Origin of the sequence: Arthrobacter sp. Br18, from assembly GCF_000520555.1 — a bacterium.
Classification (GTDB): domain Bacteria; phylum Actinomycetota; class Actinomycetes; order Actinomycetales; family Micrococcaceae; genus Arthrobacter_D.
The window spans coordinates 11,336-33,558 of record NZ_KI914849.1; the positions used below are offsets into that span (position 1 = coordinate 11,336).

General features: G+C 66.3%; 19 protein-coding genes, 2 pseudogenes and 1 riboswitch. Of the genes and pseudogenes, 10 read left to right on the forward strand and 11 right to left on the reverse strand.

Annotated elements, in window-relative coordinates; all coding sequences use genetic code 11:
* Nucleotides 1-101: 101 nt before the first annotated feature.
* From Y704_RS0104505 to Y704_RS18990, 6 genes and pseudogenes are all read right to left on the reverse strand, one after another.
* Nucleotides 102-1,493, reverse strand: coding sequence for an LLM class flavin-dependent oxidoreductase (locus tag Y704_RS0104505; RefSeq protein ID WP_026549219.1), 1,392 nt, complete (start codon nucleotides 1,491-1,493; stop codon nucleotides 102-104).
* A 37-nt stretch (nucleotides 1,494-1,530) separates the two neighbouring features.
* A riboswitch (SAM riboswitch) is annotated at nucleotides 1,531-1,644 on the reverse strand.
* A 227-nt stretch (nucleotides 1,645-1,871) separates the two neighbouring features.
* Nucleotides 1,872-2,417, reverse strand: a complete 546-nt coding sequence (locus Y704_RS23245; protein ID WP_026549220.1) for a hypothetical protein — start codon at nucleotides 2,415-2,417, stop codon at nucleotides 1,872-1,874.
* A 358-nt stretch (nucleotides 2,418-2,775) separates the two neighbouring features.
* Nucleotides 2,776-3,090, reverse strand: coding sequence for a sarcosine oxidase subunit gamma (locus Y704_RS23250; RefSeq protein ID WP_343212811.1), 315 nt, complete (start codon nucleotides 3,088-3,090; stop codon nucleotides 2,776-2,778).
* A 178-nt stretch (nucleotides 3,091-3,268) separates the two neighbouring features.
* Complete coding sequence (locus Y704_RS18985; protein ID WP_035771635.1) at nucleotides 3,269-3,664, reverse strand: hypothetical protein; 396 nt, start codon at nucleotides 3,662-3,664, stop codon at nucleotides 3,269-3,271.
* A pseudogene (locus tag Y704_RS23900) lies at nucleotides 3,633-3,809 on the reverse strand (glycine cleavage T C-terminal barrel domain-containing protein); the annotation flags it as partial. The gene Y704_RS18985 and the pseudogene Y704_RS23900, both read right to left, overlap by 32 nt.
* A pseudogene (locus Y704_RS18990) lies at nucleotides 3,808-4,230 on the reverse strand (LLM class flavin-dependent oxidoreductase); the annotation flags it as partial. The pseudogenes Y704_RS23900 and Y704_RS18990, both read right to left, overlap by 2 nt.
* A 163-nt stretch (nucleotides 4,231-4,393) precedes the next feature.
* Between Y704_RS18990 and Y704_RS0104525 the strand changes: the two are divergent.
* Nucleotides 4,394-5,203 (forward strand): IclR family transcriptional regulator, encoded by an 810-nt coding sequence (locus Y704_RS0104525; RefSeq protein WP_026549222.1) that lies wholly within the window; start codon nucleotides 4,394-4,396, stop codon nucleotides 5,201-5,203.
* Nucleotides 5,204-5,232: 29 nt separating this feature from the next.
* On the opposite strand, the gene Y704_RS0104530 is transcribed toward Y704_RS0104525, so the two are convergent.
* Together Y704_RS0104530 and Y704_RS18995 are read right to left on the reverse strand one after the other, a co-directional pair.
* Nucleotides 5,233-6,369, reverse strand: a complete 1,137-nt coding sequence (locus Y704_RS0104530) for an aromatic ring-hydroxylating oxygenase subunit alpha (RefSeq protein ID WP_051476692.1) — start codon at nucleotides 6,367-6,369, stop codon at nucleotides 5,233-5,235.
* A gap of 104 nt (nucleotides 6,370-6,473) precedes the next feature.
* Nucleotides 6,474-7,766 carry an NAD(P)/FAD-dependent oxidoreductase gene (locus tag Y704_RS18995; protein WP_081747399.1) on the reverse strand — a complete coding sequence of 431 codons (1,293 nt, stop codon included), beginning with the start codon at nucleotides 7,764-7,766 and terminating at the stop codon, nucleotides 6,474-6,476.
* Between the two features lie 202 nt (nucleotides 7,767-7,968).
* On the opposite strand from Y704_RS18995, the gene Y704_RS0104540 reads away from it, so the two are divergent.
* The 3 genes from Y704_RS0104540 (at nucleotide 7,969) to Y704_RS0104550 (ending at nucleotide 11,860) form a co-directional block, all read left to right on the forward strand.
* Nucleotides 7,969-8,322, forward strand: a complete 354-nt coding sequence (locus Y704_RS0104540; protein ID WP_026549224.1) for a bifunctional 3-phenylpropionate/cinnamic acid dioxygenase ferredoxin subunit — start codon at nucleotides 7,969-7,971, stop codon at nucleotides 8,320-8,322.
* The gene (gene purU / locus Y704_RS0104545; RefSeq protein WP_081747400.1) at nucleotides 8,319-9,296 is read left to right on the forward strand and encodes a formyltetrahydrofolate deformylase; all 978 of its coding nucleotides are present in this window, start codon (nucleotides 8,319-8,321) and stop codon (nucleotides 9,294-9,296) included. The genes Y704_RS0104540 and purU overlap by 4 nt, the downstream gene beginning before the upstream one ends.
* Nucleotides 9,297-9,370: 74 nt before the next feature.
* Nucleotides 9,371-11,860 carry a GcvT family protein gene (locus tag Y704_RS0104550; protein ID WP_026549226.1) on the forward strand — a complete coding sequence of 830 codons (2,490 nt, stop codon included), beginning with the start codon at nucleotides 9,371-9,373 and terminating at the stop codon, nucleotides 11,858-11,860.
* Nucleotides 11,861-11,944: 84 nt separating this feature from the next.
* On the opposite strand, the gene Y704_RS0104555 is transcribed toward Y704_RS0104550, so the two are convergent.
* The gene (locus Y704_RS0104555; protein ID WP_343212812.1) at nucleotides 11,945-13,126 is read right to left on the reverse strand and encodes a glycerophosphodiester phosphodiesterase family protein; all 1,182 of its coding nucleotides are present in this window, start codon (nucleotides 13,124-13,126) and stop codon (nucleotides 11,945-11,947) included.
* Nucleotides 13,127-13,399: 273 nt separating this feature from the next.
* On the opposite strand from Y704_RS0104555, the gene Y704_RS0104560 reads away from it, so the two are divergent.
* The gene (locus tag Y704_RS0104560; RefSeq protein ID WP_026549228.1) at nucleotides 13,400-14,233 is read left to right on the forward strand and encodes a maleylpyruvate isomerase family mycothiol-dependent enzyme; all 834 of its coding nucleotides are present in this window, start codon (nucleotides 13,400-13,402) and stop codon (nucleotides 14,231-14,233) included.
* Between the two features lie 12 nt (nucleotides 14,234-14,245).
* Here the strand turns inward: Y704_RS0104560 and Y704_RS0104565 are convergent, their stop codons facing one another.
* Both Y704_RS0104565 and Y704_RS0104570 read right to left on the reverse strand, forming a co-directional pair.
* Nucleotides 14,246-15,007, reverse strand: a complete 762-nt coding sequence (locus tag Y704_RS0104565; protein ID WP_026549229.1) for an SDR family NAD(P)-dependent oxidoreductase — start codon at nucleotides 15,005-15,007, stop codon at nucleotides 14,246-14,248.
* Nucleotides 15,008-15,031: 24 nt separating this feature from the next.
* Nucleotides 15,032-16,033 carry an acetamidase/formamidase family protein gene (locus tag Y704_RS0104570; RefSeq protein ID WP_026549230.1) on the reverse strand — a complete coding sequence of 334 codons (1,002 nt, stop codon included), beginning with the start codon at nucleotides 16,031-16,033 and terminating at the stop codon, nucleotides 15,032-15,034.
* Nucleotides 16,034-16,097: 64 nt separating this feature from the next.
* Between Y704_RS0104570 and Y704_RS0104575 the strand changes: the two genes are divergently transcribed.
* The 5 genes from Y704_RS0104575 to Y704_RS0104595 all read left to right on the forward strand — a co-directional run bounded on the left by Y704_RS0104575 (nucleotide 16,098) and on the right by Y704_RS0104595 (nucleotide 22,180).
* Nucleotides 16,098-16,829: a mycothiol-dependent nitroreductase Rv2466c family protein gene (locus tag Y704_RS0104575; protein WP_026549231.1), complete on the forward strand. Its 732-nt coding sequence runs from the start codon at nucleotides 16,098-16,100 to the stop codon at nucleotides 16,827-16,829.
* Nucleotides 16,830-17,035: 206 nt separating this feature from the next.
* Entirely contained in the window at nucleotides 17,036-18,706 is a 1,671-nt protein-coding gene (locus Y704_RS0104580) for an ABC transporter substrate-binding protein (protein ID WP_081747401.1), read from the forward strand.
* 9 nt (nucleotides 18,707-18,715) lie between these two features.
* Nucleotides 18,716-19,669 carry an ABC transporter permease gene (locus tag Y704_RS0104585; protein WP_026549233.1) on the forward strand — a complete coding sequence of 318 codons (954 nt, stop codon included), beginning with the start codon at nucleotides 18,716-18,718 and terminating at the stop codon, nucleotides 19,667-19,669.
* Nucleotides 19,669-20,547, forward strand: a complete 879-nt coding sequence (locus tag Y704_RS0104590) for an ABC transporter permease (protein ID WP_026549234.1) — start codon at nucleotides 19,669-19,671, stop codon at nucleotides 20,545-20,547. The genes Y704_RS0104585 and Y704_RS0104590 overlap by 1 nt, the downstream gene beginning before the upstream one ends.
* 4 nt (nucleotides 20,548-20,551) lie before the next feature.
* Nucleotides 20,552-22,180 carry a dipeptide ABC transporter ATP-binding protein gene (locus Y704_RS0104595; protein ID WP_026549235.1) on the forward strand — a complete coding sequence of 543 codons (1,629 nt, stop codon included), beginning with the start codon at nucleotides 20,552-20,554 and terminating at the stop codon, nucleotides 22,178-22,180.
* The last annotated feature ends 43 nt before the right edge of the window (nucleotides 22,181-22,223 follow it).

Genomic DNA, 22,223 nt, shown 5'->3' on the forward strand with positions numbered 1-22,223 from the left:
CGCTAATCATTAGAGACAGCCCGTCGAACACCCGCCGCTACTGCGCAATCTAAGCCGGCCGCACCTGCGCAACCTCGCCCGGCGGCCCGCGCAGGGGTGCGTCAGCGCCGGGCGGTCTGCAGACGGAAGCTGCTGCCGCGGTGCTCGTCGGGAAGCCGGTCACCCTTGCCGAAGAGCTTGTTCCTCAGGGTTCCCTCCGCATACTCCGTGGGGTAGGCGCCGCGCTTCTGGAGCTCGGGCACCACGTACTTGATGATGTCCTCGAAGGTGCCGGGCGTGACCGCGTAGGCAAGGTTGAAACCGTCGACGTCGGTCTCCTCGACCCACGACTGCAGCTCCTCGGCGATCTGCGCGCCCGAGCCGACCATGCGGGGGCCGAGTCCGCCGATCCCTGCCGATTCGGCGATGTCGCGCACGGTCCAGGGGGTACCGTCGTCGTTCACCTTCTGGAAGTTCGCGACGGCGGACTGGATGGCGTTGGACTTGACGTTGCCGAGGGGTTCGTCGGGGTCGTAGACCGAGAGATCGATTCCGAGCCAGCCGGACAGGAGGACGAGGGCGCCCTCGTAGCTGACGTACTTCTTGTAGTCCTCGTGCTTGGCGTGCGCCTTTTCCTCGGTTTCGTCGGTAATGATGGTGAGCAGCGTGTAGATGCGCACCGAGTAGCGGTCGCGGCCGGCGGCCTCGACGGCGTCGCGGACCTTCCGCACGGTGTCCTTCAGCATGGCCTTCGTGGGAGATGCGACGAACACGGCCTCGGCGTTCCCTGCGGCGAACTCGACACCCCTCGAGGATGCACCCGCCTGGTAGATGACCGGCGTGCGCTGCGGTGACGGCTCACTGAGGTGGATTCCGGGAACGGTGAAGTATTTGCCGTCGTGCCCGATCTCGTGGACCTTCGAGGGATCGGTGAAGATGCCGTTCTCAGCATCGCGGACCACGGCGTCATCCTCCCACGAACCTTCGAGGAGCTTGTAGAGCACCTCGAGGTACTCGTCGGCGTGGTTGTAGCGCTCGTCGTGCTCGAGCTGGTCCTTGCTGCCCATGTTGCGGGCGGCAGAGGGCAGATACCCGGTGACGACGTTCCATCCGACGCGGCCGTTCGTCAGGTGATCGAGCGTCGAGAGCCGGCGCGCGAAGGGATACGGGTGCTCGTAGGCCGTGCCTGCCGTGACACCGAATCCGAGGTGTTCGGTGACCAGCGCCATGGCCGAGACGAGCAGGAACGGGTCGTTGACCGGCGTCTGGGTGCCCTGGCGCAGGGTGGCTTCGTTGGAGCCGCCGTAGACGTCGTACGTGCCGAGGACGTCCGCGATGAAGATGCCGTCGAAGAAGCCCTTTTCGAGGGTCTTCGCGAGGTCTGCCCAGTAATGAAGATCCTTGTACCGGTGGGACTGGTCGTCGGGGTGACGCCACAGCCCCGGGGACTGGTGGCCTACGCAGTTCATGTCGAAGGCGTTGAAGCGGATCTGGCGTGGCGTGTTCTCAGGCATTGCACTCCTTGAGCTGTCGGGCACCGCCGCGGAGGGAGCGCCATACTTGCCCGCGCGCATTCCGCCGGGCCGAATCCTCACCTGGGGCACCCCACTACAGCGAGAGGGTTGCCGTCCAACGAACCAGGGTTTTGCGTTGGAGCTCTTGATTCTTGGTTTCAAGCCTAGACGACCCGCGACGGCGGAGTCGATGCGGCCGCGTCATCCGGAGTCATGCGCGCTCCTGCACGATCTTGTGCAGCAATGGTGGGTGTCGGCGTTGTACACCCACCACACGTTCCCAAGTTTCCGCGAATACGTGTGGGAACCGCACCGGGAACGACGGCGGGGCCCCCCGGGTGGGAACGCCGCCGTAGTTTCAGTGCTCAGTCGGCGCCTTTACTTGGTCGGGCAGCTGATGCTCGGATTCCACGGGGCGAACATCCCTGCCGGGTTATGCTTCCAGACCCACGCATGTAGGGAGTGTCTGTACGGTGCCTTCGAATTCGCCGCTTCCGAATCGAAAGTAATCCCTCCGAGGACCGGCGCCTCCTCTGCCGTAGACAGGAACTCCGCCGCGACGAGCCGATAGACCTTGTACTTGCCGTATTTCACAGGCATATACACCAGCGCTTCCGGTTTCGTGGCGTCGATCTTTTCGTCAATGAGCTTGCCTTTCGCATAGTGCACGCCCATTGCTCCTGTGCCCGGCAACTCCACGCACTCCGAGACACGCTCATAGCCGTCCTTGAGAGCCCTATCCAGCCAAGTATACCGCGCGGTGGCTCTCAGGACCTTGAACGCCACTTCCCGACTGGACGCGTAGCCCGATGAACCTGAATTGCCCGACGACCCACCGTGCGCGAAAGCCGCGCTGGGCGTGAGCCCAGCAGCGAAGACCGCAGTACATACCACTGCCGTGATTTTTGCTCTTGCTTCATCCATTGACTGCTCCAACCCGGAATGACGAGTACTTTCCAGCGGGAAGAAGGCGCCACAGGGGGACCGGCGTGGTCCGGCCAGCACGTCGAGGTTTCACCGGGAAGTGCCGCAGCCTACGCTGGACGGTCAACATTCCGCGCGGGGTTTTGCTGCCTCTACCGTTCGCTCATGCCCTCGCCGGCAAGCGCGCGCATTTGTCTACGGCCGGTTGACGGTGCAGGCCTCTTCAGGGATGCACGTTCGACGCGTCCAGGGGGTCGACGTGGCGATCGGAAGGACGTTCCCACGAGGTGGGGCTTCAGGTCAGGCCTCCGCCAGGATAGAGGTCAAGAGGCAGAACACCCTGCTTTTCAGCCGCGGATTACAGCACCTCGGGAGACGCGAATTCGATCATCCCATCAAGCAGGAGCCTTGCCGCATATTCGGCGAAGGAAGCCCTCGGCATCACGCGGTAGGTCTGCGCAGCGATCCGCCACAACACCACCGGCACCAGGCCCAGCTGCGTCGACACCGCACTATGCACCGGCAAGGACCGCGGATGCAGATCCGCCGCGCAAAGCTTCTCGAGGACTCCTCGAGCCGACGGGCCGGAGAGCTCCAGCGTGGTCCGGTTGGCGGACAGGTCGACGACGGCGCCCGGCAGGTCACCCAGAGCCGCCATCAACTGCGGGAACACCCATGCTCCTCCCGGTGCAAGCAGAAGGAACTCGTCGGGACCCTGCCATAGAACGGCTGCACCGGGCACCTTGCCTTTGGCAGGGCCTGCGGCCTGATCATCCAGACGATCGCCGTCAGAAGTTGCCGCATCGCCGCTGGTAACCGCAAACGCTGACGCATCACCGCCGCGAGCGTCACTACCGCCGGCGCCGTCGGCGTCCGCGACCTGGCTGCACCGCTCCGGAAGGTGGAAGCCGAGGATGCCTTCGAATGCCGAGGATGCCGAGGATGCCTTCGAATGCTGATGCTGTCGCCGACCCGGGTTCCGCCCGCAACCCGATCATGGTGAGGAACGGCAACTCCCGCAGCCGGACAGCCCGCTCTCCCTTCACCTCGCCGGCAGTGATCGCCTCCGTGAGGTGGCCCAGCGGACTTCGCCGCAGGCTGCGGAGATCGGGGATGCCGCTTCCGGTAGACCCGAGACCGGTCGACGCGGAGGGGCTTGCGCGGGAGTCGTCCTGCCCGAAAGCACCCTGTTCGAGATCCAGTGTTGCCGAGTGCTCAGCCATCGCGGCGGCTCCCTTCTGCGTCATACAGCACGGTCTCCCCGATTACCACGTCGACGAGCTGGTTCCCCACCGGCGCCACCAGCGTTTCGCCGATCCGGTTGCGGCCGTTCCGGATCAGCGCCAACCCGAAGGTCCGGTCCAGCGCGGCACTGGTATAGCTCGAGGTCACGCAGCAGGCTGTAGTTCTCGATCGTCAGCTCCACGCTGTCCTGCATGTTCTTGCCGAACCACGGGTAGACAGGGGCAGTGTTGCCACGTCCAAGGACGAGGTCGACGCGGCCATCAGACAGATGCTGGAGGGTGGCGAAGTTCTCGGCGATCTTCACGGGATCATTGGTGGTGATCAGCGTCGTGGCCGTGGAAAGGATGATCCGCTCCGTCTGCGCGGCGATGTAGCCGAGAAGTGTGGTCGGCGAGCTGGCGTAGAACGGCGGGTTGTGGTGCTCTCCGGTCGCACGCACGTCCATGCCGATGTCCTCGACCTTCTTCGCGATCGTGACAGCAGCCTTGATCCGCTCATGCTCAGTCGGAATGCGTCCCGTGATGGGATCCCGCGTGATGTCGCTGACCGAAAATACTCCGATTTGCATGGAAGCCTCCATCGTTAATTGCATGCTTATGCATCTATTTCCTGTAACGACGCAGGCGCGCCAGCCATTCCCGCAGCGACACACCGACATCCCGGTGCTTGTTCCTCGGCGCACATCGGGCCGGCAATTAGTCCGCCTCTCGACCGGTCTGGGAGGATGAAACATGGTCTCCGATGCAGAACGCTCCCCTGGCCTCCCGCAGGACCCCGTCCAGCAGGGCGGCGTGCAGTCCGTTGACCGGGCCGTCGGTGTCCTCGAGATACTGGCCCGCGACGGCGACGCCGGGGTCAGCGACATCGCGAAGGAAATGGGCATCCACAAATCCACGGCATCACGGTTGCTCGGTGCCCTCGTCGCCCGTGACCTCGTGCAGCAGAACAGCGAGCGGGGCAAGTACCAGTTGGGATTCGGGGTCCTGCGGCTGGCCAGCTCCATCCCGGGCAGGCTGAGCCTGGTGCAGCAGGCACAACCGGTGCTGCGGTCCCTCGCGAACGAGTTCAAGGAAACCGTCAATCTCGCCGTCCTGCATGCCACTGCCGCGGTCAATGTGGACCAGGCCAGGGGCCCGTCGTCGCTCTCCACCCATGACTGGATCGGCAGCCTCACCCCCCTGCACGCCACCTCGAGCGGCAAGGTGTTGCTGGCCGCTCTCGACGAGGAGGAACGGAGCCGCATCCTTGAGGGAACCGGGCTGCCCGGCCTGACACCGAGGACCATCACCTCACGGGAAGCCCTCGAGACGGAACTCGCCAAAGTCACCGAAAACGGGTATGCCGCCGTCCTCGAGGAGTTCGAAACGGGTCTCAATGCAGTTGCCGTCCCTGTTCGCGGCCACCGCGGCAACATCGTCGGCGCGGTGAGCCTTTCCGGGCCGGCGTTCCGTCTTGATGAGGAGCGGATAGCCGCCGTACTCCCCGGGTTGAAGGAGGCCGGAGAGCTGATCAGCAACCGGATGGGTTACGCGGGGAGCTAGCCGGCCGTTGCCGTCGCCGCCCGCACGCCCTACAGCAGTTTGCTGCTCACCCAGTCATGGAACACGCTGATGTGGTGCTCGCTCGGCACCAGCACGCCGCCCTTGGCGTAGACCTTCGACCCCATGGCCGGCTGGCAACGTTCGCAGGCATCGAAGTCCTGCTGGTTCACGCGGTGGAACAGCTCCACTGATGCGCTGAGGTCCTTGCCGCTCTCGACGACACTCGGCAGATAGAGCCAGTCGCACTCCACGACGGTGCGGTCCACCGCGAGCGGGAACATGCGGTGAATGATCACGTGGTCAGGCACGAGGTTCACGAAGACCGTGGGCTTGATGGTGATCGCGTAGTAGCGGCGATCCTGGTCCTCATCGATTCCGGGGATGCGCTCCAGCCCCTCCGAGCCGTCCACCGTGAAGCCCTGGACATCGCCGCCGAACTCTGCGCCATGCCCCACGAAGAACTGTGCCGCGAGCCCGTCAGCGAACTCGGGCAGCACCTCGGTCAGTTCGGGGTGGATCGTGGCGCAGTGATAGCACTCCATGAAGTTCTCGATGATGAGCTTCCAGTTCGCCTTCACGTCGTACGTGATTCGTCGGCCGAGGCTGAGGTTCGCGACGTCGTACCCCTCGATTGCGCGCAGGTCCCCCAGCCGCTCCTCGATGGCGCCCATCACATCCTCTTCGAACGACGGCGGCTCGTCCGCCAGGCACAGCCACACATACCCGAGGTACTCACGCACGTGCACGTTGACCAAACCGTATTCGGTGCGGTCGATATCCGGCATCTTGGTGAGGTTCGGGGCGGCGATGAGCTTGCCCTCGAAATCGTAGGTCCAGGCATGGTACGGGCACTGGAAGGACCTCGCGGCCTGTCCCGACTCCTCCATGCACAATTTGACGCCACGGTGACGGCACACGTTGTAGAACGCACGGATCTGCCCCTTGCGTGTCCTGCTCACCAGAATGCTCTCACGACCGATCTGCACGGTCTTGTAGGCTCCCGGCTTGTCCAGGTCAGCGGCCCATACGGCGCAGAACCACATCTGCTCGAAAATCCGCTCCTGCTCAACGCGAAACACGGTTTCGTCCACATACGTCGAACCCGGCAGCGTCGGAATGAGGCTGGGGGTGTTGATGGAATCCGGGGCGGTGATCTCGGTACTCACGGAATGCTCCTAGCAGGCGCGGGGAAGAGGGAAGTCGAAGCGGAAGGGTGAAGCGGAGTAGAGAAGGGAACATCCATAAGAATGGTCGACAGAACGAGTAGGCGTCAGGACACCAGATAGCTGGAGAGGGCCGGGGCATCCTCCACGAGGGCGGCACTGTGCGCGCCGGCGATGGGACTGCCGGCCACGAGACTGCCTACCAAAGAAGCGCCGGCCACGGAACTGCCGAGTGGCAGGGTGAGCGGCCGGGTGAGCGTTCGGCGCCACTTCGTGAACAGCCGCGGCTGGTTGAGTCCGAGGACCGCCACCGGATCTTCGCCGCGGTAATACACGGCGAGGAAGGTGAGCGAGAGCAGGTCCCCCGCCTCGACCTCCACACGGTCGGAGGATTCAGCATTCCCCGCGAACTGGATGGTGGTTCCGTACTGGTCGGACCAGAAGTACGGCGGCTTGGCGGCCGGCATGGCCGCACCGCCTCCGAGCAGCGCAGCGACCGCCAGCGCCGGGCGCTCGAGGGCTCCGGTCCAGTGCTCAAGACGCCGGTGCCTTCCCGCGGCCGGATCGAACCACGCCGCGCAGTCCCCTACAGCAACAATGCCGGGGCTGCCCGTGCGCCCGGCCTCGTCGCACAGGACGCCGTCGCCGAGGGCCAGCCCGGAACCGGCGAGCCAGCCGGTATTCGGCTGCGCACCGACACCCAGCAGGACGACGTCGGCGGCCAGGTACCGTCCGTTGTCGAGCGTGACTCCGGTGGCCCAGCCGGCGCTTGAGTGGACTTCCTTCACCCGGGTGCCGGATACCAGCTCGACGCCGTGGCGCTCGTGCAGCCCTGCCACCACCCAGCCCAGGGTGGAACCGAGTTGTCTGCTGAAGGGCACCGGATCGGAACTGACCACGGTGACCTGCATCCCGAGCGTCGTCGCGGCAGAGGCGACTTCGGAACCGATGAACCCGGCACCGATCACCACCAGTCGCTTGCCCGGCGCAAGATGGGGCGCAAGATTTCGTGCATCGTCGAGCGTCCGCAGGGTGAAGGCGTTTCCTATCCCGGCGAACTCGGGGCAGCTGCGGGCAGTGGCGCCGGTCGCGATCACCAGGTGGTCGGCGGTGACCGTTCCGCCGTCGTCGAGCGTGATGGTCCGGGATGCTGCGTCGAGTGCGCGTGCCCCTACCCCCAGCAGCCACTCCGCCTCGAGGTTGTCATCGGCGTTCTCAAGCAGGAGATCCTGGGCCAGATGATGGCCCAGCAGGAAGCCCTTCGACAGCGGAGGCCGGTCGTACGGCCGCTCCGGCTCGTCCCCGATCATCACCAGGCGGCCGTCGAAACCCTGTGCCCTTGCGGCCCGGGCTGCGGAAAGCCCCGCCAGTGACGCACCGATAACCGCGAGCATTTGCATCTAACCTCCTGAGGTTGCGCGTTACGCAACCGTGATCGTAATACGAAACAGCGTGCGGTATAAGGATGAGTGCTGTCAACCACCCCCAACCCTTGACAGCGCCGGTCGTCGAGGTCCACGCTGTTTCATATTGTGATCGGTGTTGATCATTGCGGAACTCGATTGTCGAATGAGAGCAGTCTGGCAGAGGAAAGGCCGAACATTGCATAGAGCGTGTCCCCTGAAGGATCTTGCCCCGGGCGACGCCCTCCGCCTCAACACCTCACCGCCCATCGCCGTCTTCCACACCGAGGAGGGCGAGCTGTTTGCACTCGATGACACCTGCACCCACCAGGACGCCTCCCTCGCGGACGGCTGGGTGGAGGACTGCGAGGTGGAATGTCCGCTGCACGCCTCCAAATTCGATCTCCGCACCGGCGCCGTCGACGCGCCGCCCGCAAAGCGTGGCGTCCGCGCCCATCAGGTCTTCGTCGTGGACGGCGACATCATGATCGAGGAATCCGAGCAGGCGCCCAACCTTCCTCCGGGAGTGACAGTGGACGGGACCCGCGCATGACCACCTCGATTCTGAGCGCCAGCGGCCCAGCGGCCGCCACCGCCGCTACCAGGACCGGAACCGGAGCCGCCGAAGGGCCCGGCCCGACCGCCGCCCCGCTCCATCCGTCCTCAAGCGCAACACCGATACCCCGCTTCGTCCTGACGCTCGCCTGCCCAGAACGGTCCGGCATCGTCTGCGCGGTCACCAGCTTCCTGGCCGAACGCGGCTTCGACATCTCCGAACACCAGCAGTTCGACGATCACATCAGCGGCACCCTTTTCCTCCGCACGGCCTTCACTCCCGGCGAGCGCTTCTTCACCGCCGACGAGCTCACCGATCAGTTCGCCGGAATCGCCGGACGCTTCGGCATGGACTTCACCATCCACGACGGACGCCCCCAGCGGCTCCTGATCATGGTCTCGAAGTTCGGGCACTGCCTGAACGACCTCATATTCCGGTGGCGGGCCGGGAGCCTCGGTGCGGAGATCGCGGTCGTCGTCTCGAATCACGAGGACCTCCGGCCCATGGCCGAAGCGGCCGGCCTCCCCTTCATCCATGTTCCCGTCACGTCAGCGTCCAAACCCGACGCCGAGCGGCGCCTCCTGGAGCTGGTGGAGCAGTACGACGCCGACCTCGTAGTCCTCGCCCGGTACATGCAGGTGCTCTCGAACGAGCTGTGCACGGCGCTGCGCGGCCGGGCGATCAACATCCACCACTCGTTCCTCCCCGGGTTCAAGGGCGCCAGGCCCTACCACCAGGCCTACGACCGCGGCGTCAAGCTCATGGGCGCCACCGCCCACTACGTGACCCCGGACCTCGACGAAGGTCCGATCATCGAGCAGGAAGTGTTCCGCGTCGACCACAGCCAGGATGCCGAGGCCCTCGTGACCGTCGGCCGCGATGCCGAGGCACAGGCATTGGCCCGGGCCGTCCGCTGGCACTGCCAGCACCGCATCCTGCTCAACGCCACGCGCACCGTCGTCTTCACCTAGAAGTCGTCCTCCACCCGAAGCACCACACAAAGCCCGACGCAAAGCCCCATGAGAAGCACCACCAGGAGAACCGTATGAGCACCAGCCCGCGCGTCGTCATCATCGGTGCAGGCATCGTCGGGGCCAACCTGGCCGACGAACTGTCGGCCCGCGGGTGGAGGGAGGTCACGGTGATCGAGCAGGGGCCGCTGCATCTGGCCGGCGGCTCCTCGTCCCATGCACCGGGACTCGTGTTCCAGACCAATCCGTCGAAGACCATGACGGAGTTCGCCTCCTACACGGTGCAGAAGCTGCTGTCCCTCAGCCGGGACGGGGTGTCCTGCTTTCGTCAGGTCGGCGGCCTCGAGATCGCCACCACGGAGGCCCGCCTCCACGACCTCAAGCGCAAACTGGGCTACGCGGCATCGTGGGGCGTGGAGGCCCGCCTCATCGACCCCGACGAATGCGAAAAGCACTATCCACTGCTGGGCCGCGGCACAGCCCTGGGCGGCCTGCACATCCCGACCGACGGACTGGCCTCCTCCGCCCGTGCCGTCCAACTGCTGATCAGCCGGGCCTCCGAGCGGGGCGTGAGCTTCCTGGGCTCGACGCCGGTGAGCGGCATCGAACAGGCTCATGGCAGGGTCACCGGTGTTGCAACGCCCGACGGCGTGGTGCCCGCCGACATCGTGGTCTCCTGCGCCGGGTTCTGGGGGCCGAAGATCGGGAAAATGGTGAACACTCCGGTGCCGCTGCTGCCCCTGGCCCACCAGTACGTGACGACGACGGCGCTGCCGGAGCTCGGCGGACTGAACGAGCTTCCCGACGGCGCGCGGCTGCCGATCCTGCGTTACCAGGACAAGGACCTGTACTTCCGTGAGCACGGCGACCGGATCGGCATCGGATCCTACGCACACCGCCCGATGCCCGTGAACCTCGACGACCTCCCCGCAGTGGACGCAGCCGACATGTCGGCGCACCGCATGCCGTCCCGCCTGGAGTTCACGGCAGCGGACTTCCTGCCCTCCTGGGAGGACAGCCGCAACCTGCTGCCGGCGCTCCGGCGAGTGGAGATCGAAGACGGCTTCAACGGCATCTTCTCCTTCACGCCCGACGGCGGACCCCTCCTCGGCCAGTCCCCCGACGTCGAGGGCTTCTACCTCGCCGAAGCCGTATGGGTCACGCACTCCGCCGGCGTCGCGAAGGCCATGGCCGAACTGCTCATCGAGGGACAGTCCCGCACTCCACTGCACGAGTGCGACATCACCCGCTTCGAGCCGGTCCAGACCACTGCCGAGTATGTGAGCGAAACGTCGCAGCAGAACTTCGTGGAGATCTACGACATCCTGCACCCGCTGCAGCCGCGGAAGTCCCCGCGCGGCCTCCGGGTCAGCCCGTTTGCCGTCCGCCAGCAGGAACTGGGCGCCTACTTCCTCGAGTCGGCCGGCTGGGAGCGTCCCCACTGGTTCGAGGCGAATCGGGACCTGCTGCAGGAACTCCCACCCGAGTGGCACCCCCCGGAGCGGGATCCCTGGTCGGCGCAGTTCAGCTCCCCCATCTCCGCCGCCGAGGCGTGGAAGACGCGCACCGCCGTCGCGCTGTATGACATGACCCCGCTCAAGCGCCTGGTCGTCACCGGGCCGGGAGCGCTGGCGCTGCTGCAGCGGCTCACCACCGGGAACATCGCGAAGAAGCCGGGCGCGGTGACGTACTGCCTGATCCTGGGCGGCGACGGCGGTATCCGCAGCGACATCACGGTAGCCAGGACCGGCGAGCGCACCTTCCAGTGCGGCGTCAACGGGAACATCGATTTCGACCATCTCCGCACGGAGGCCGCGCGCCAGAGCGCCGCCGACCCGTTCCAGTGGGTGCACGTCAGCGACATCACGGGCGGCACCTGCTGCATCGGACTCTGGGGGCCGCTGGCCCGCGACGTCGTCGGCAGGGTCAGCGACGACGACTTCACGAACACCACCCTGAAGTACTTCCGCACGACCGAGGTCACGATCGGCGGGATTCCCGTGACGGCGCTGCGCCTCTCCTACGTCGGCGAGCTCGGATGGGAGCTCTACACCTCCGCCGAGAACGGGCTGAAGCTGTGGGATGTCCTGATGGAGGCGGGCCGGGAGTCCGGCATCGTCGCGGCCGGGCGGGGTGCGTTCAACAGTCTGCGCCTTGAGAAAGGGTACCGGCTGTGGGGTACCGACATGACCCCTGAGCACCATCCCGACCAGGCCGGCCTCGGCTTCTCGGTACATCAGGACAAGGAGGGCTTCGTCGGCTTCGAGGCGCTGAAGAAGCACCGCGACGAGCCCGCCACGAAGGTGCTCCGCTGCCTCACCATCGACGACGGTTCCTCGATGGTGCTCGGCAAGGAACCGGTGTACGTGGATGGAGAGGCAGCGGGATACGTGACCAGCGCAGCCTATGGCTACTCGGTGCACCGGCCCATCGCCTACGCGTGGCTCCCGGCGGGAGTGGACGTCGGCGACGCCGTTCACATCGAGTACTTCGGGCAGCGGATTCATGCGACGGTGACGGCCGAACCCCTGGTGGACCCGGGCATGACCCGGCTCCGCGGATAGGCTGCGGCGTCCCGCCGGCGGTAAGTGCCGAGACCGGCGGGTCGTGTTGACGACGGTGGGGTGCGCCCTGGATGGGCTCGTTCCCTAGTTGGCGAAGACGTCCTGAAGCTTGTCCTCCGGGGTCCAGAGCGCCACGGAGTCGCCGCCGTTGTTCAGCACGGAGGCGGGAAGGCCGTTGTAGTAGGCACCCGCCGTGTTGGTGCCCGGTCCGGTGTGAACCCGCAGCTCGGCGCCGGCGTCGAGCACGTAGCCGGTCCCCACGGTGAGCACGTTGTTCGCCGCATCCCGGAGAAGAAAACCGCTGACGTCGACACTGCGGTTGCTCGTGTTGCGCAGCAGCACGTACTCGCCATTGTCGGGCTGGACGTCGTCACCTGCGGGATTGTTCACCGAGTCCGCGATCTCCACGCCACTTCCCGGGAACACCGGTACGTCCGAAAGGAAGCGTGCGGTCTGGATGGGGAAGTCCGTGGTCACGGCATCCACGCCCAGGTCGATCGACGCCTGGACGGCCTCGGGCGAGTTGACCGTGTACACGCCCATGACGAGTCCCGCGGCCTTCACATCGGACACGTTCTGCGGGGTCAGCACGCGGTAGTTCGTCCCCACCGAATCCGCGAATCCCGCCCACGATTCCAGCACCGCCGGACCGGGAACCACACCGGCCAGCTGCTGCAGCTCGATGTCCGGAGCAAACCCTGCGAACCGCCTGTTGGAGGCCTCATCGAATCCCAGCACCTGGACCCCGCCCGAGGCGACCAGCTTCTGCCAGTCCGGATTCGTCCGCAGTTCATCGGCGACGAGCTGCTCGACTCCCGGAGAGTTCACCGGCGACTTGATCTCGATGTAGACACCGGTCCGGGCCGTGGCCACCTTCGCGGCGTCGTCCAGGTGAGGGATCCGCTCGCCCGCATACCGCTCGTCGAAGGAGGAGCCGGCGTCGAGCTGCTGCAGCTCGGCCCAGGTGAACGAGGTGATGGGATCGGCGGCACGCCCCGGGAACACCTCCTCGACATCGGTGGTGCGCGCAGGAGTGTCGTCATGGAACAGGAACGGCACCCCATCGGCGCTCAGCTGCACGTCGATCTCGAAGAAGTCGGCGCCGGACGTCCTGCCGTCCTGAAAGGCTGCGACGGTGTTCTCGGGCGCGGTGCCCGCGGCTCCACGGTGGCCGATGAGAATCGGTGCGCTGTCCTGTAGCTGCGGCTCACCCCGCGGTCCACCCTGCGCGACGGCGGCTGGTGCCGCCAGGAGTGAAAATCCCACTACCGCGGCGGACGTTCCGGTTCGGATTCGAGTTAGGCGAGATGCCATCAGGAAGATTCCCTTCGTTGGAGGGGAGTGACGTCTCCCCCGCATCGAAGAATTCCCTGCCGCGGCATCCCGCGGGTCAACGGCACATGAACGAGGGATGAAACAGCACGATCAACCGCGGGTACAACCCGGAACCCTCCGAGAATCAGTCCGGTCCATTTCTCACCGGCAGGGCCAGCTATCCTCGAAGCCACCGACTTTCCGCGACGGCAGGATGCGAACACCATGACATTTCCTCCCCAGGATCAGGCCCCTGATCCGGCACTCCCGGATGCCCTGCGCCAGGCACGGCAAGGCACAGCCTTCTTTGCCCGCAAGCTCGAGGAGCTCAGCGACGCAGAGTTCGACGGCGCTTCGCTGCTGCCGGGATGGAGCTGCCGCCATGTGGTGGCGCACATCGCCTACAACGCCCGGGCGATTTCCCGCCTGGTCGCCTGGGCCGCGACCGGAGTGGAGACGCCCATGTACCCGTCCATGGAGGTACGCAACGACGAGATCGCCTCCGGCGCGACGCTCACCCCTGTGACACTGCGGGAACTGTTCCGGGACTCGGCGGAGCAGCTCGACGCCGACTGGGACAACCTGCCCGCGAAAGCCTGGCTGCACACCGTCCGGACCGTTCAGGGGCGGGAGGTCCCGGCGACGGCAAGTGTTTGGATGCGGAGCCGCGAACTGTGGGTGCACGCCGTCGACCTGGACACCGGCGCGAACTTCGGAGACCTTCCGAAGGCGGTGCTGGATCACCTGCTGGATGATGTCACCGGAGCGTGGATCACCCGCGGCGCGGACGCAGGGTTCCGGATCGAGATCACGGACGACGACGTCGTGATCCGGACGTTGCTCGGCGACGGGCACCCGGACGCCGGGGAACGGCACGGCGATGACGCCGTCCGGGGAAGTGACCCGGGGGACAGCGAGGTGGTGGTGATGTCGGGCGGGCTGGCCGCGATCACGCAGTGGGCGAGCGGTCGCGGAACGTCCGGGGTGACGGCACGCGGATCGTCGGCACCGGGTGGCGCTCCACTGCGGAAGGTCCCCGCAGCGCCTGCCTGGCTGTGATTCCGGCAGGCGCTAGAGCTGGATCCCCCGCGACAGGCCGCCGTCCACCAGGATGTTCGCACCCGTGGTGCGGCTCGAACGAGGGCTGGACACGAACACCACGGTGTCCGCGATCTCCATCGGCGTGCCCATCCGCTGCGTCGGGTTGAGCTCCATCGCCATGGAGAAGAGTTCGGGATTCCCGGCTTCGATGCTCTGCCAGACGCCTCCCTCGTGGAAGGTATTGCCGGGTGAGACGGTATTGGCACGAACGCCTTTCTCAGCGAGCTGGAACGCCAGTCCCGCCAGGTACGCGACGAGCGCCGACTTCACCGTTCCGTAGGGCCCGGAGGCGAAGTCCACCTCACGTCCGGAGACGCTGGAGATGGCGACGATCGACGCCATCGGGCTCTTCTCAAGAAAAGGCAGGGCGGCTTTCACCAGGCGGACAGTACCCATGAGGTCGACGCGAAGTGACGCTTCCCAGTTCTCCTCGGTGTCGGGGATCGCGAGCGCACTGACGTTACTCACCAGCATGTCGATTCCGCCGAAGGCCTCCCCCACTGATCCCACCCAGCGGGTCACCGCGCCGCCGTCGCCCATGTCCACCACGCTCCCGGCGACCCGCACGTCCCGCCCGGAGAGGGCTGCCTCTGTGTCGGCGATATCGTCGGGATTCCGGGCACAGAAGGCGACGTTGGCGCCCTCGGCAGCGAAGGATTCCACGATGGCCCGGCCGATGCCGCGGGTTCCCCCGGTCACCAGCGCCGTTCTGCCGTGCAGTTGTAGGTCCATAGCTACTTCCTGGTGGGAGGGGTCTCAGATGAGCTGCATGCTGCGTTGGCGCAGGTCCGTGTGCATGCCGCCGTAGGCGTGGGCCTCGGGGAAGAGCTGCTTCGCCGCCTTCACCACCACGCTGTAGTTGGCATCGACCGCATTGGCGATGGGGGCAAGCGTGGTCTGGGTGAGCAACTGATAGGCGTCCATCCGGTGCAGACCGAACAGTTCCCCGAACCAGCGCACCATCTCGAGCTGCCCGATCCGCCAGGAGTCCTCCATGGGGCGCGAGGATCCGACGGCCATCCAGTGTGTGTCCGTCTCGAGCCGTGGCCATGCGGGAGCGCCGCCCTTGATCAGTTCGACGAGAATCGTGGAGTTCATGGCACCCTCGACGGCGGTGCCGCACGCCTCGCCCTCGCCCTGCCGGTAGTGGCCGTCACCGATCGAGAACAATGCCCCCTCCACGTTGACCCCGAGGTACACCGTGGTGCCGGCCCGAACGTCGGGCGCATCCATGTTGCCGCCGAACCGCTCCGGCACCAGCGACGACCGCACCTCACCACCGGGCGGAGCGACGCCCACCGTGCCGAGCATCGGTTCGAGCGGAAGTGCCACCTCGAAGTCCCCGAAGCGTGCCTGGAAACCGACGGTGTTCCTCGTCGAGTCCACATGATAGATCCAGGTGGTGTCCGGGAGCGGTTCCTGCAGGAATGCCGTGCGGTCGGTGCTGGTCAGTCCGCCGAAAAAGGGAATGGTCGCGGACGCGCCGTAGGACCGTGCAGGAGTGAGGTCCACGATGTGCAGCGCGAGGGTGTCCCCCGGCTCGGCGCCCTCCACATGGAACGGCCCGGTCTGGGGATTGACGAAGCGCAGGTCCACCTTCTCGGCGGACACATCATCCACCGACGTCAGTGCGTTGTTGAAGGCGTCCTCCGACCACAGCTTCAGTGCGGTTCCCGGCATGATTTTCAGGACCGGTGCGCTCCCGCCGAAGGTATACACGAGCTGGTTCCGGCGTGGGTGGTATTCAATCGTCTCCATGGACGGATGCTACGCAGGGCGCGACTCCTTGACCACCCCTCCGCTCCTCCCTAGCGTTGCAGGCATGCGCCACGCAGATCTCACCTTCTACTTCGACCCGGTATGCCCCTTCGCCTGGATGACCAGCAAGTGGGTGCGGATGGTGATGGACGAGCGGGATTACGAGGTGGAGTGGCGGTTCATCTCGCTGCGGCTGGTCAACTCGTCAGTGGACTACGACGCCCAGTTCCCGCCGGGTTATGAAGCCGGGCATACCGCCGGACTGCGGCTGCTGCGGGTTGCCGCCCAGGTCCGGGCTGACCACGGGCCGGAGGCGGTAGGAAAGCTGTACGCACGTTTCGGGGCACACATCTTCGACGCCGAGGAGGACACCTCGGCCGACACCGCCACCAGCGACCACCGTGGAACCCGCGTATTCGTGGAGCCGATCCTCGCCGAGGCCGGCCTCCCGGCATCGCTGGCGGACGCCCTCGGGAATGAGTCGCTCGACGCCGTCATCCGGGCCGAGACCGAGGAGGCGCTCGCGCTCACCGGAAAGGACGTCGGCACGCCGATCATCCACGTCGAACCGCCCGACGGGGTGGCCTTCTTCGGCCCCGTGATCAGCCGGCTGCCGGCACCGGGCCATGCGGGCGAGCTGTGGGACCACGTGGTGGGCCTGGCACGCTTCCCCGGTTTCGCCGAACTGAAGCGCAGCCTGCGCGAGCGCCCGCAGCTGCGCAGCTTCGGTGTCGCCGAGGACGACGCCGGCCTGCAGGAGGACTGGCACGGTGGAAGCCGCCGGACCCGGAAGTAACCGCCGTCACATTTCCCGGCGCTCGAGTCACAAAGGCCCTGACGCTCCTCCCGTCGCGCCCGCACATGCCGCGCATTTCAGCGACCTTCCGGGGAGTCCGGAAACAACCAGAAACAAATTTACCAAAACGCAACATATTGTATACAAAAAAGAGTAGGCTCCCCTGATTGTATGTAAAGCACTGAATCCCGACCCAGAGGAACACCATGTCCGAGCTTCTCCAGCACCCGTCCCCCCCGAGTACGCGCCTGATTCGCCGCAGTGCTCTCGTCCCGGTCCTCGCACTCGGCCTGGTCGTGGGCACCACTGCGTGCCAGGCGCCGCAGACCACCGCCGAAGCACCCCAGGGCGAGGAGGTCATGTCCGCTCCCATCGGTGACCAGACCATCGTGGAGGGCGGCGACCTCGTCATGGCCCTCTCGGCGGAACCCGACCGGCTCGACCCGACGACGTCGTCGTCGCTGTACACGCGCTATGTCATGCAGACCATCTGCCAGAAGCTCTACGACATCAACGAGAACGGCGAGATCATCCCGCAGCTCGCCACCGACCTGCCCGAGGTGTCCGAGGACGGCCTGACGGTCAGCATCCCGGTCCGCGACGACGCGGTCTTCGCCGACGGAACCCCCTTCAATGCCGAAGCGGTGGCCCAGACGATCGACCGCGGCCTCAACCTCGAGGGCTCGTCGCGCAAGAGCGAACTCGGCCCCATCGAATCGATCACCGCCGTGGACGCCACCACGGTGGAGGTGACCTACTCGGAACCCTTCGCACCCCTCACCGCCGCACTTGCCGACCGCGCAGGCATGATCCTCTCGCCCGCGGCCCTCGCCGCGAACGGTGAAGCCTTCGGCGACAGCCCGGTCTGTGTGGGCCCCTTCAAGTTCGTGGAGCGCGTGCCCCAGACCTCGATCACGGTGGAACGCGATCCGCTCTACTACGACGCCGAGAACGTGCACCTGGACACCATCACCTACCGCATCATCACCGACTCCAACATCCGCGCGGCGAACCTGCGCTCGGGCGATGTCCAGGTGGCCGACACCATCTCCACCCAGGACGTCGGCGAACTCATGAACGAGGACGGCATCGGCATCCTGCAGGTCGGCTCGCTCGGCTACCAGGGGATCACCGTCAACGTCGGCAACACCGACGGCGTCGGGGCACCCCCCGGCGTGATCGACACCCCCATCGGCACCGATCCGACCATCCGCCAGGCCCTGTCCATGTCGATAGACCGCGAAGCCCTCGTGGAATCAGTGTTCGGTGGCTACAACGAGACAGCCTGCTCCCCGATCTCCCCGGCGAGCCCGTTCAGCACCGACGCCAGCGAGGCATGCCCCGAATACGATCCCGAGGCAGCCATGGCGCTGCTGGAGGAGGCCGGCGTCGAGATGCCGTACAAGATCCAGATGCAGGTGAGCAACAACCCCGACACCATCCGCTTCGCCCAGGCACTGCAGGCAGCCGTCACCGAAGGCGGCTTCGAGATCGAGATCCTCCCCGTCGAGTACTCCACCCTGCTCGATGTCCAGGACCGCGGGGACTATGAGATCCTCCAGCTCGGCTGGTCCGGACGCGTGGATCCGCACGGCAACATGTACAACTTCCTCTCCACCGGCGGCGGCGCGAACTACTCCGGGTACAGCAACCCCGAGGTCGATCAACTGCTGACCGACGCTTCGCAGTCGAACGAGATCGCTGAACGCTCCGAGCTGTACGGCCAGGCCGTCACCCAGGTGCAGGAGGACAACCCGATCATCTACCTCTACCGCGTCCGCAGCCTCACCGGGTACTCCACCGACATCGCCGGGGTCGAAACCTTCGCCGACGGCGTGGTCCACCTGAGCAACGTGGCCTTCGTCGAAGCCGGGTAAGCAACCACCATGCTCAACTACCTCGTCACACGCCTGTGGCAGTCAGTCGTCACGCTCATCCTCGCTTCGATGGTGGTGTTCCTCGGAGTGCGTCAGCTCCCGGGCGACCCTGCCCTGGCGATGGCGGGGGAAGAAGCAACACCGGAGCGGGTCGAAGCGATCCGCGAGCAGCTCGGACTCAACGAATCGCTCGTCACCCAGTACCTGAAGTTCGTCGGCAACATGCTCCGCGGCGACTTCGGACAGTCCACGCGGACCGGCGCCCAGGTCACCGACCTGGTCGCCGCCACGCTGCCCGTCACGCTGTGGCTGTCGGCGTACGCGATCGTGGTCGCCGTCGTCGTGGGCGTGCTGCTCGGGATCATCGCCGAACGGTTCCGCGGCCGCTGGCCCGAGTGGATGGCGAATGCGCTCGCGCTGATCGGATTGTCGGTGCCGAACTTCTGGCTCGGCATCCTCGCCATCCTCTACCTCGCAGTAGCGTTCGGGTTGTTCCCGGCGTCGGGCTATGTTCCGATCACCCAGGATCCGATCCAGGGCTTCTACCACCTGACGCTGCCGGCGATCATCCTCGGCACATCACTGGCCGCGGTGATCATGCGGCAGACGCGCGCGTCGATGATCGAGACCATGAAGACGGACTTCGTGAGGACGGCACGGGCCAAGGGCCTGAGCCGGCAACGCGTCCTCGTCCGCTACGGTCTGCGGAACTCGCTGATCGTGGTGGTCACCATCATCGGCCTGCAGCTCGGCGGGCTCATCTCGGGGGCGGTGGTCACCGAGCGGATCTTCGCCCTTCCCGGGTTCGGCAAGCTCACGCTCGACGCCGTCTTCACCCGCGACTACCCCGTCATCCAGGCCGTGGTGCTGCTCATCACGGTCGGTTACATCCTGATCAACCTCGCCGTGGACATCCTGTACTCGGTCATTAATCCGCGGATCCGCGTGGGAGGGAAAAGCTGATGACCGTCGTCGAAACCCGCAATCCCGGACTCGGTTCGGCTCGTGGCCGCATCTGGCGTTCGCTGCTGAAGAGCCCGCTCGGGCTCACCGGCGGCATCATGCTCGCCATCGTCGTCGCCCTCGGGCTCCTCGCGCCGCTGATCGCCCCCTACGGGCCGGCGGAGGTGCACTTCGACGCTCCGTTCCAGCAGCCCGGAACCGTCGGGTACATCCTCGGCACCGATGACCTGGGGCGGGACATCTTCTCGCGCATGCTCTTCGGCATCCGGGTATCGCTGCAGGTGGGAATCCTCTCGGTGCTGCTCGCCGTCGTCGTCGGAACCCCGCTGGGGCTCCTCGCCGGCTACTGGCGCGGGCTCGACGGCGTCATCTCCCGCCTCACCGACGTGACGCTCGCGTTCCCGTTCCTCATCATCGCCGTGGGTCTCTCCGCCATCAGCGGCCCGAGCCTCACCAACGCAGCCATCGCGCTGGGTATCGCGCAGATCCCCACGATGATCCGCGTGGTGCGCGGGGAGACGCTGCGGATCAAGGAGACGGACTTCGTGCTGGGCGCGAAGACCATGGACGCCTCCGGCCTCCGCATCATCTTCTCCCACGTGCTCCCGAACGCCGTGTCGGCGATCATCGTGCAGGCCACGGTCATCATGCCCGTCGCCGTCATCGGTGAAGCCCTCCTCTCCTTCCTCGGGCTCGGCATCCAGCCGCCCACGCCGAGCCTCGGAATCATGCTCTCGGACGCCCAGCAGTACATCTCACGGGCGCCCACCGCTGCCATCTTCCCGGGCCTGGCGATCGTGCTGATCTGCCTCGGATTCAACCTCTTCGGGGACGCGCTGCGCGATGCCCTCGACCCCACGAACTCCAGCCGAAAGTGATCCCGTGACCCTCTCAACCGCCGACGCTCCGGCTCCACTGCTGTCAGTGCGCGGGCTTGAAGTGACGTTCGGGGACAACGCCGAACCCGTGCTGCACGACGTGAGCTTCGATATCCGCCCCGGTGAGCGGGTTGCCATCGTGGGGCAGTCCGGGTCGGGAAAGTCGACCATCATCGGTGCGATCCTCCGTCTGCTGCCCGGCGACGGACACATCACGAATGGATCGATCCTGCTCGGCGACGAGGACCTCGCCGCTGCGTCCGAACAGCACATGCGCGGTGTCCGCGGACGCCGGATCGGCCTCGTGCCGCAGGATCCGGCGTCGAACCTGAATCCGTCCATGCGCGTCGGCGCGCAGATTGCCGATGCCCTCGCGGCGAGCGGCCACCGGAACGGTGCCGACGTCGACAAGCGCGTCGTGGAGCTCATGACCGAGGCGGGCATCCCGGAGGCGAAGCGCCGGGCCAAGCAGTACCCGCACGAGTTCTCCGGCGGCATGCGCCAGCGCGTCCTGATCGCGATCGCACTCTCCCGCCAGCCCGAGCTGCTGATTGCCGATGAGCCCACCTCGGCCCTCGACGTCACCGTGCAGCGGCAGATCCTCAACCACCTGCAGACGCTCGTGGACGCGCACGGCACCTCCCTGCTCTTCATCACGCATGACCTCGGCGTCGCCGCCGACCGCACCGACCGCATCATCGTCATGTCGGAGGGCCGGATCGTGGAAGTGGGAACTCCCGCGCAGATCCTGCTCAGCCCGCGGGAGGACTACACCAAGCGGCTCGTCGCGGCGGCCCCCACCGCGGTGGCGCAGGTCCGGGTGGCCTCGGGCAGCTCGACGCTGGATCGGGGGCCCATCCTCGAGATCTCGCACCTCGTCAAGGAGTTCAGGATCCGCGGCCAGCGCGGCAGCATCCTGCGCGCCGTCGACGACATCTCCTTCTCCGTGGAGCGGGGCACGACGACGGCGATCGTCGGCGAGTCAGGATCGGGCAAGACGACGGTGGCGAGGATCATCCTGGGGCTCGAGTCGGCGACGTCGGGCACCGCCCTGGTGGATGGCGAGGGAATCACCGCGAGCCGCGGGCAGCAGCGACGTGCCCTGCGCCGCAGGGTGCAGCCCGTCTTCCAGGATCCGTACGGTTCGCTCGACCCCACCTACAGCATCGAAAAGCTCATCGATGAACCGCTGAGGATCTTCAAGGTGGGCGACCGCCGCAGCCGGCAGGACCGCGTGGCCGAGCTCCTCGACCAGGTGGCCCTGCCCCGCACCGTCGCCCAACGCCGCCCGAATGAGCTCTCGGGCGGGCAGCGGCAGCGCGTGGCCATTGCCCGGGCCCTCGCCCTCGAGCCCGAGCTGCTGATCTGCGACGAGGCGGTCTCCGCACTCGACGTCCTGGTGCAGGAGCAGATCCTCACCCTGCTGGCGGACCTGCAGTCGAACCTGGGCCTCAGCTACCTCTTCATCACCCACGACCTCGCGGTGGTCCGCCAGATCGCCCACTCCGTGGTGGTGATGAAGAGCGGCACAGTGATGGAGGAGGGTTCCACCGACGCGGTGTTCCGCTCGCCGTCGTCCGACTACACGCGCGAACTGCTCAGCGCCATCCCGGGCGCCTCACTGGTCGGCTGAGCTGGTGGGCTGAGCTGGTGGACTGACCTGGTGGATCGTGCCG

Bases quoted from the DNA above. Each gene is read 5' to 3' on its own strand.
- Y704_RS0104505 (WP_026549219.1), bottom strand. From the start codon at position 1,493: ATGCCTGAGAACACGCCACGCCAGATCCGCTTCAACGCCTTCGACATG.
- Y704_RS23245 (WP_026549220.1), bottom strand. From the start codon at position 2,417: ATGGATGAAGCAAGAGCAAAAATCACGGCAGTGGTATGTACTGCGGTC.
- Y704_RS18985 (WP_035771635.1), bottom strand. From the start codon at position 3,664: ATGACGCAGAAGGGAGCCGCCGCGATGGCTGAGCACTCGGCAACACTG.
- Y704_RS0104525 (WP_026549222.1), top strand. From the start codon at position 4,394: ATGGTCTCCGATGCAGAACGCTCCCCTGGCCTCCCGCAGGACCCCGTC.
- Y704_RS18995 (WP_081747399.1), bottom strand. From the start codon at position 7,766: ATGCAAATGCTCGCGGTTATCGGTGCGTCACTGGCGGGGCTTTCCGCA.
- purU (WP_081747400.1), top strand. From the start codon at position 8,319: ATGACCACCTCGATTCTGAGCGCCAGCGGCCCAGCGGCCGCCACCGCC.
- Y704_RS0104550 (WP_026549226.1), top strand. From the start codon at position 9,371: ATGAGCACCAGCCCGCGCGTCGTCATCATCGGTGCAGGCATCGTCGGG.
- Y704_RS0104560 (WP_026549228.1), top strand. From the start codon at position 13,400: ATGACATTTCCTCCCCAGGATCAGGCCCCTGATCCGGCACTCCCGGAT.
- Y704_RS0104565 (WP_026549229.1), bottom strand. From the start codon at position 15,007: ATGGACCTACAACTGCACGGCAGAACGGCGCTGGTGACCGGGGGAACC.
- Y704_RS0104570 (WP_026549230.1), bottom strand. From the start codon at position 16,033: ATGGAGACGATTGAATACCACCCACGCCGGAACCAGCTCGTGTATACC.
- Y704_RS0104575 (WP_026549231.1), top strand. From the start codon at position 16,098: ATGCGCCACGCAGATCTCACCTTCTACTTCGACCCGGTATGCCCCTTC.
- Y704_RS0104580 (WP_081747401.1), top strand. From the start codon at position 17,036: ATGTCCGAGCTTCTCCAGCACCCGTCCCCCCCGAGTACGCGCCTGATT.
- Y704_RS0104585 (WP_026549233.1), top strand. From the start codon at position 18,716: ATGCTCAACTACCTCGTCACACGCCTGTGGCAGTCAGTCGTCACGCTC.
- Y704_RS0104590 (WP_026549234.1), top strand. From the start codon at position 19,669: ATGACCGTCGTCGAAACCCGCAATCCCGGACTCGGTTCGGCTCGTGGC.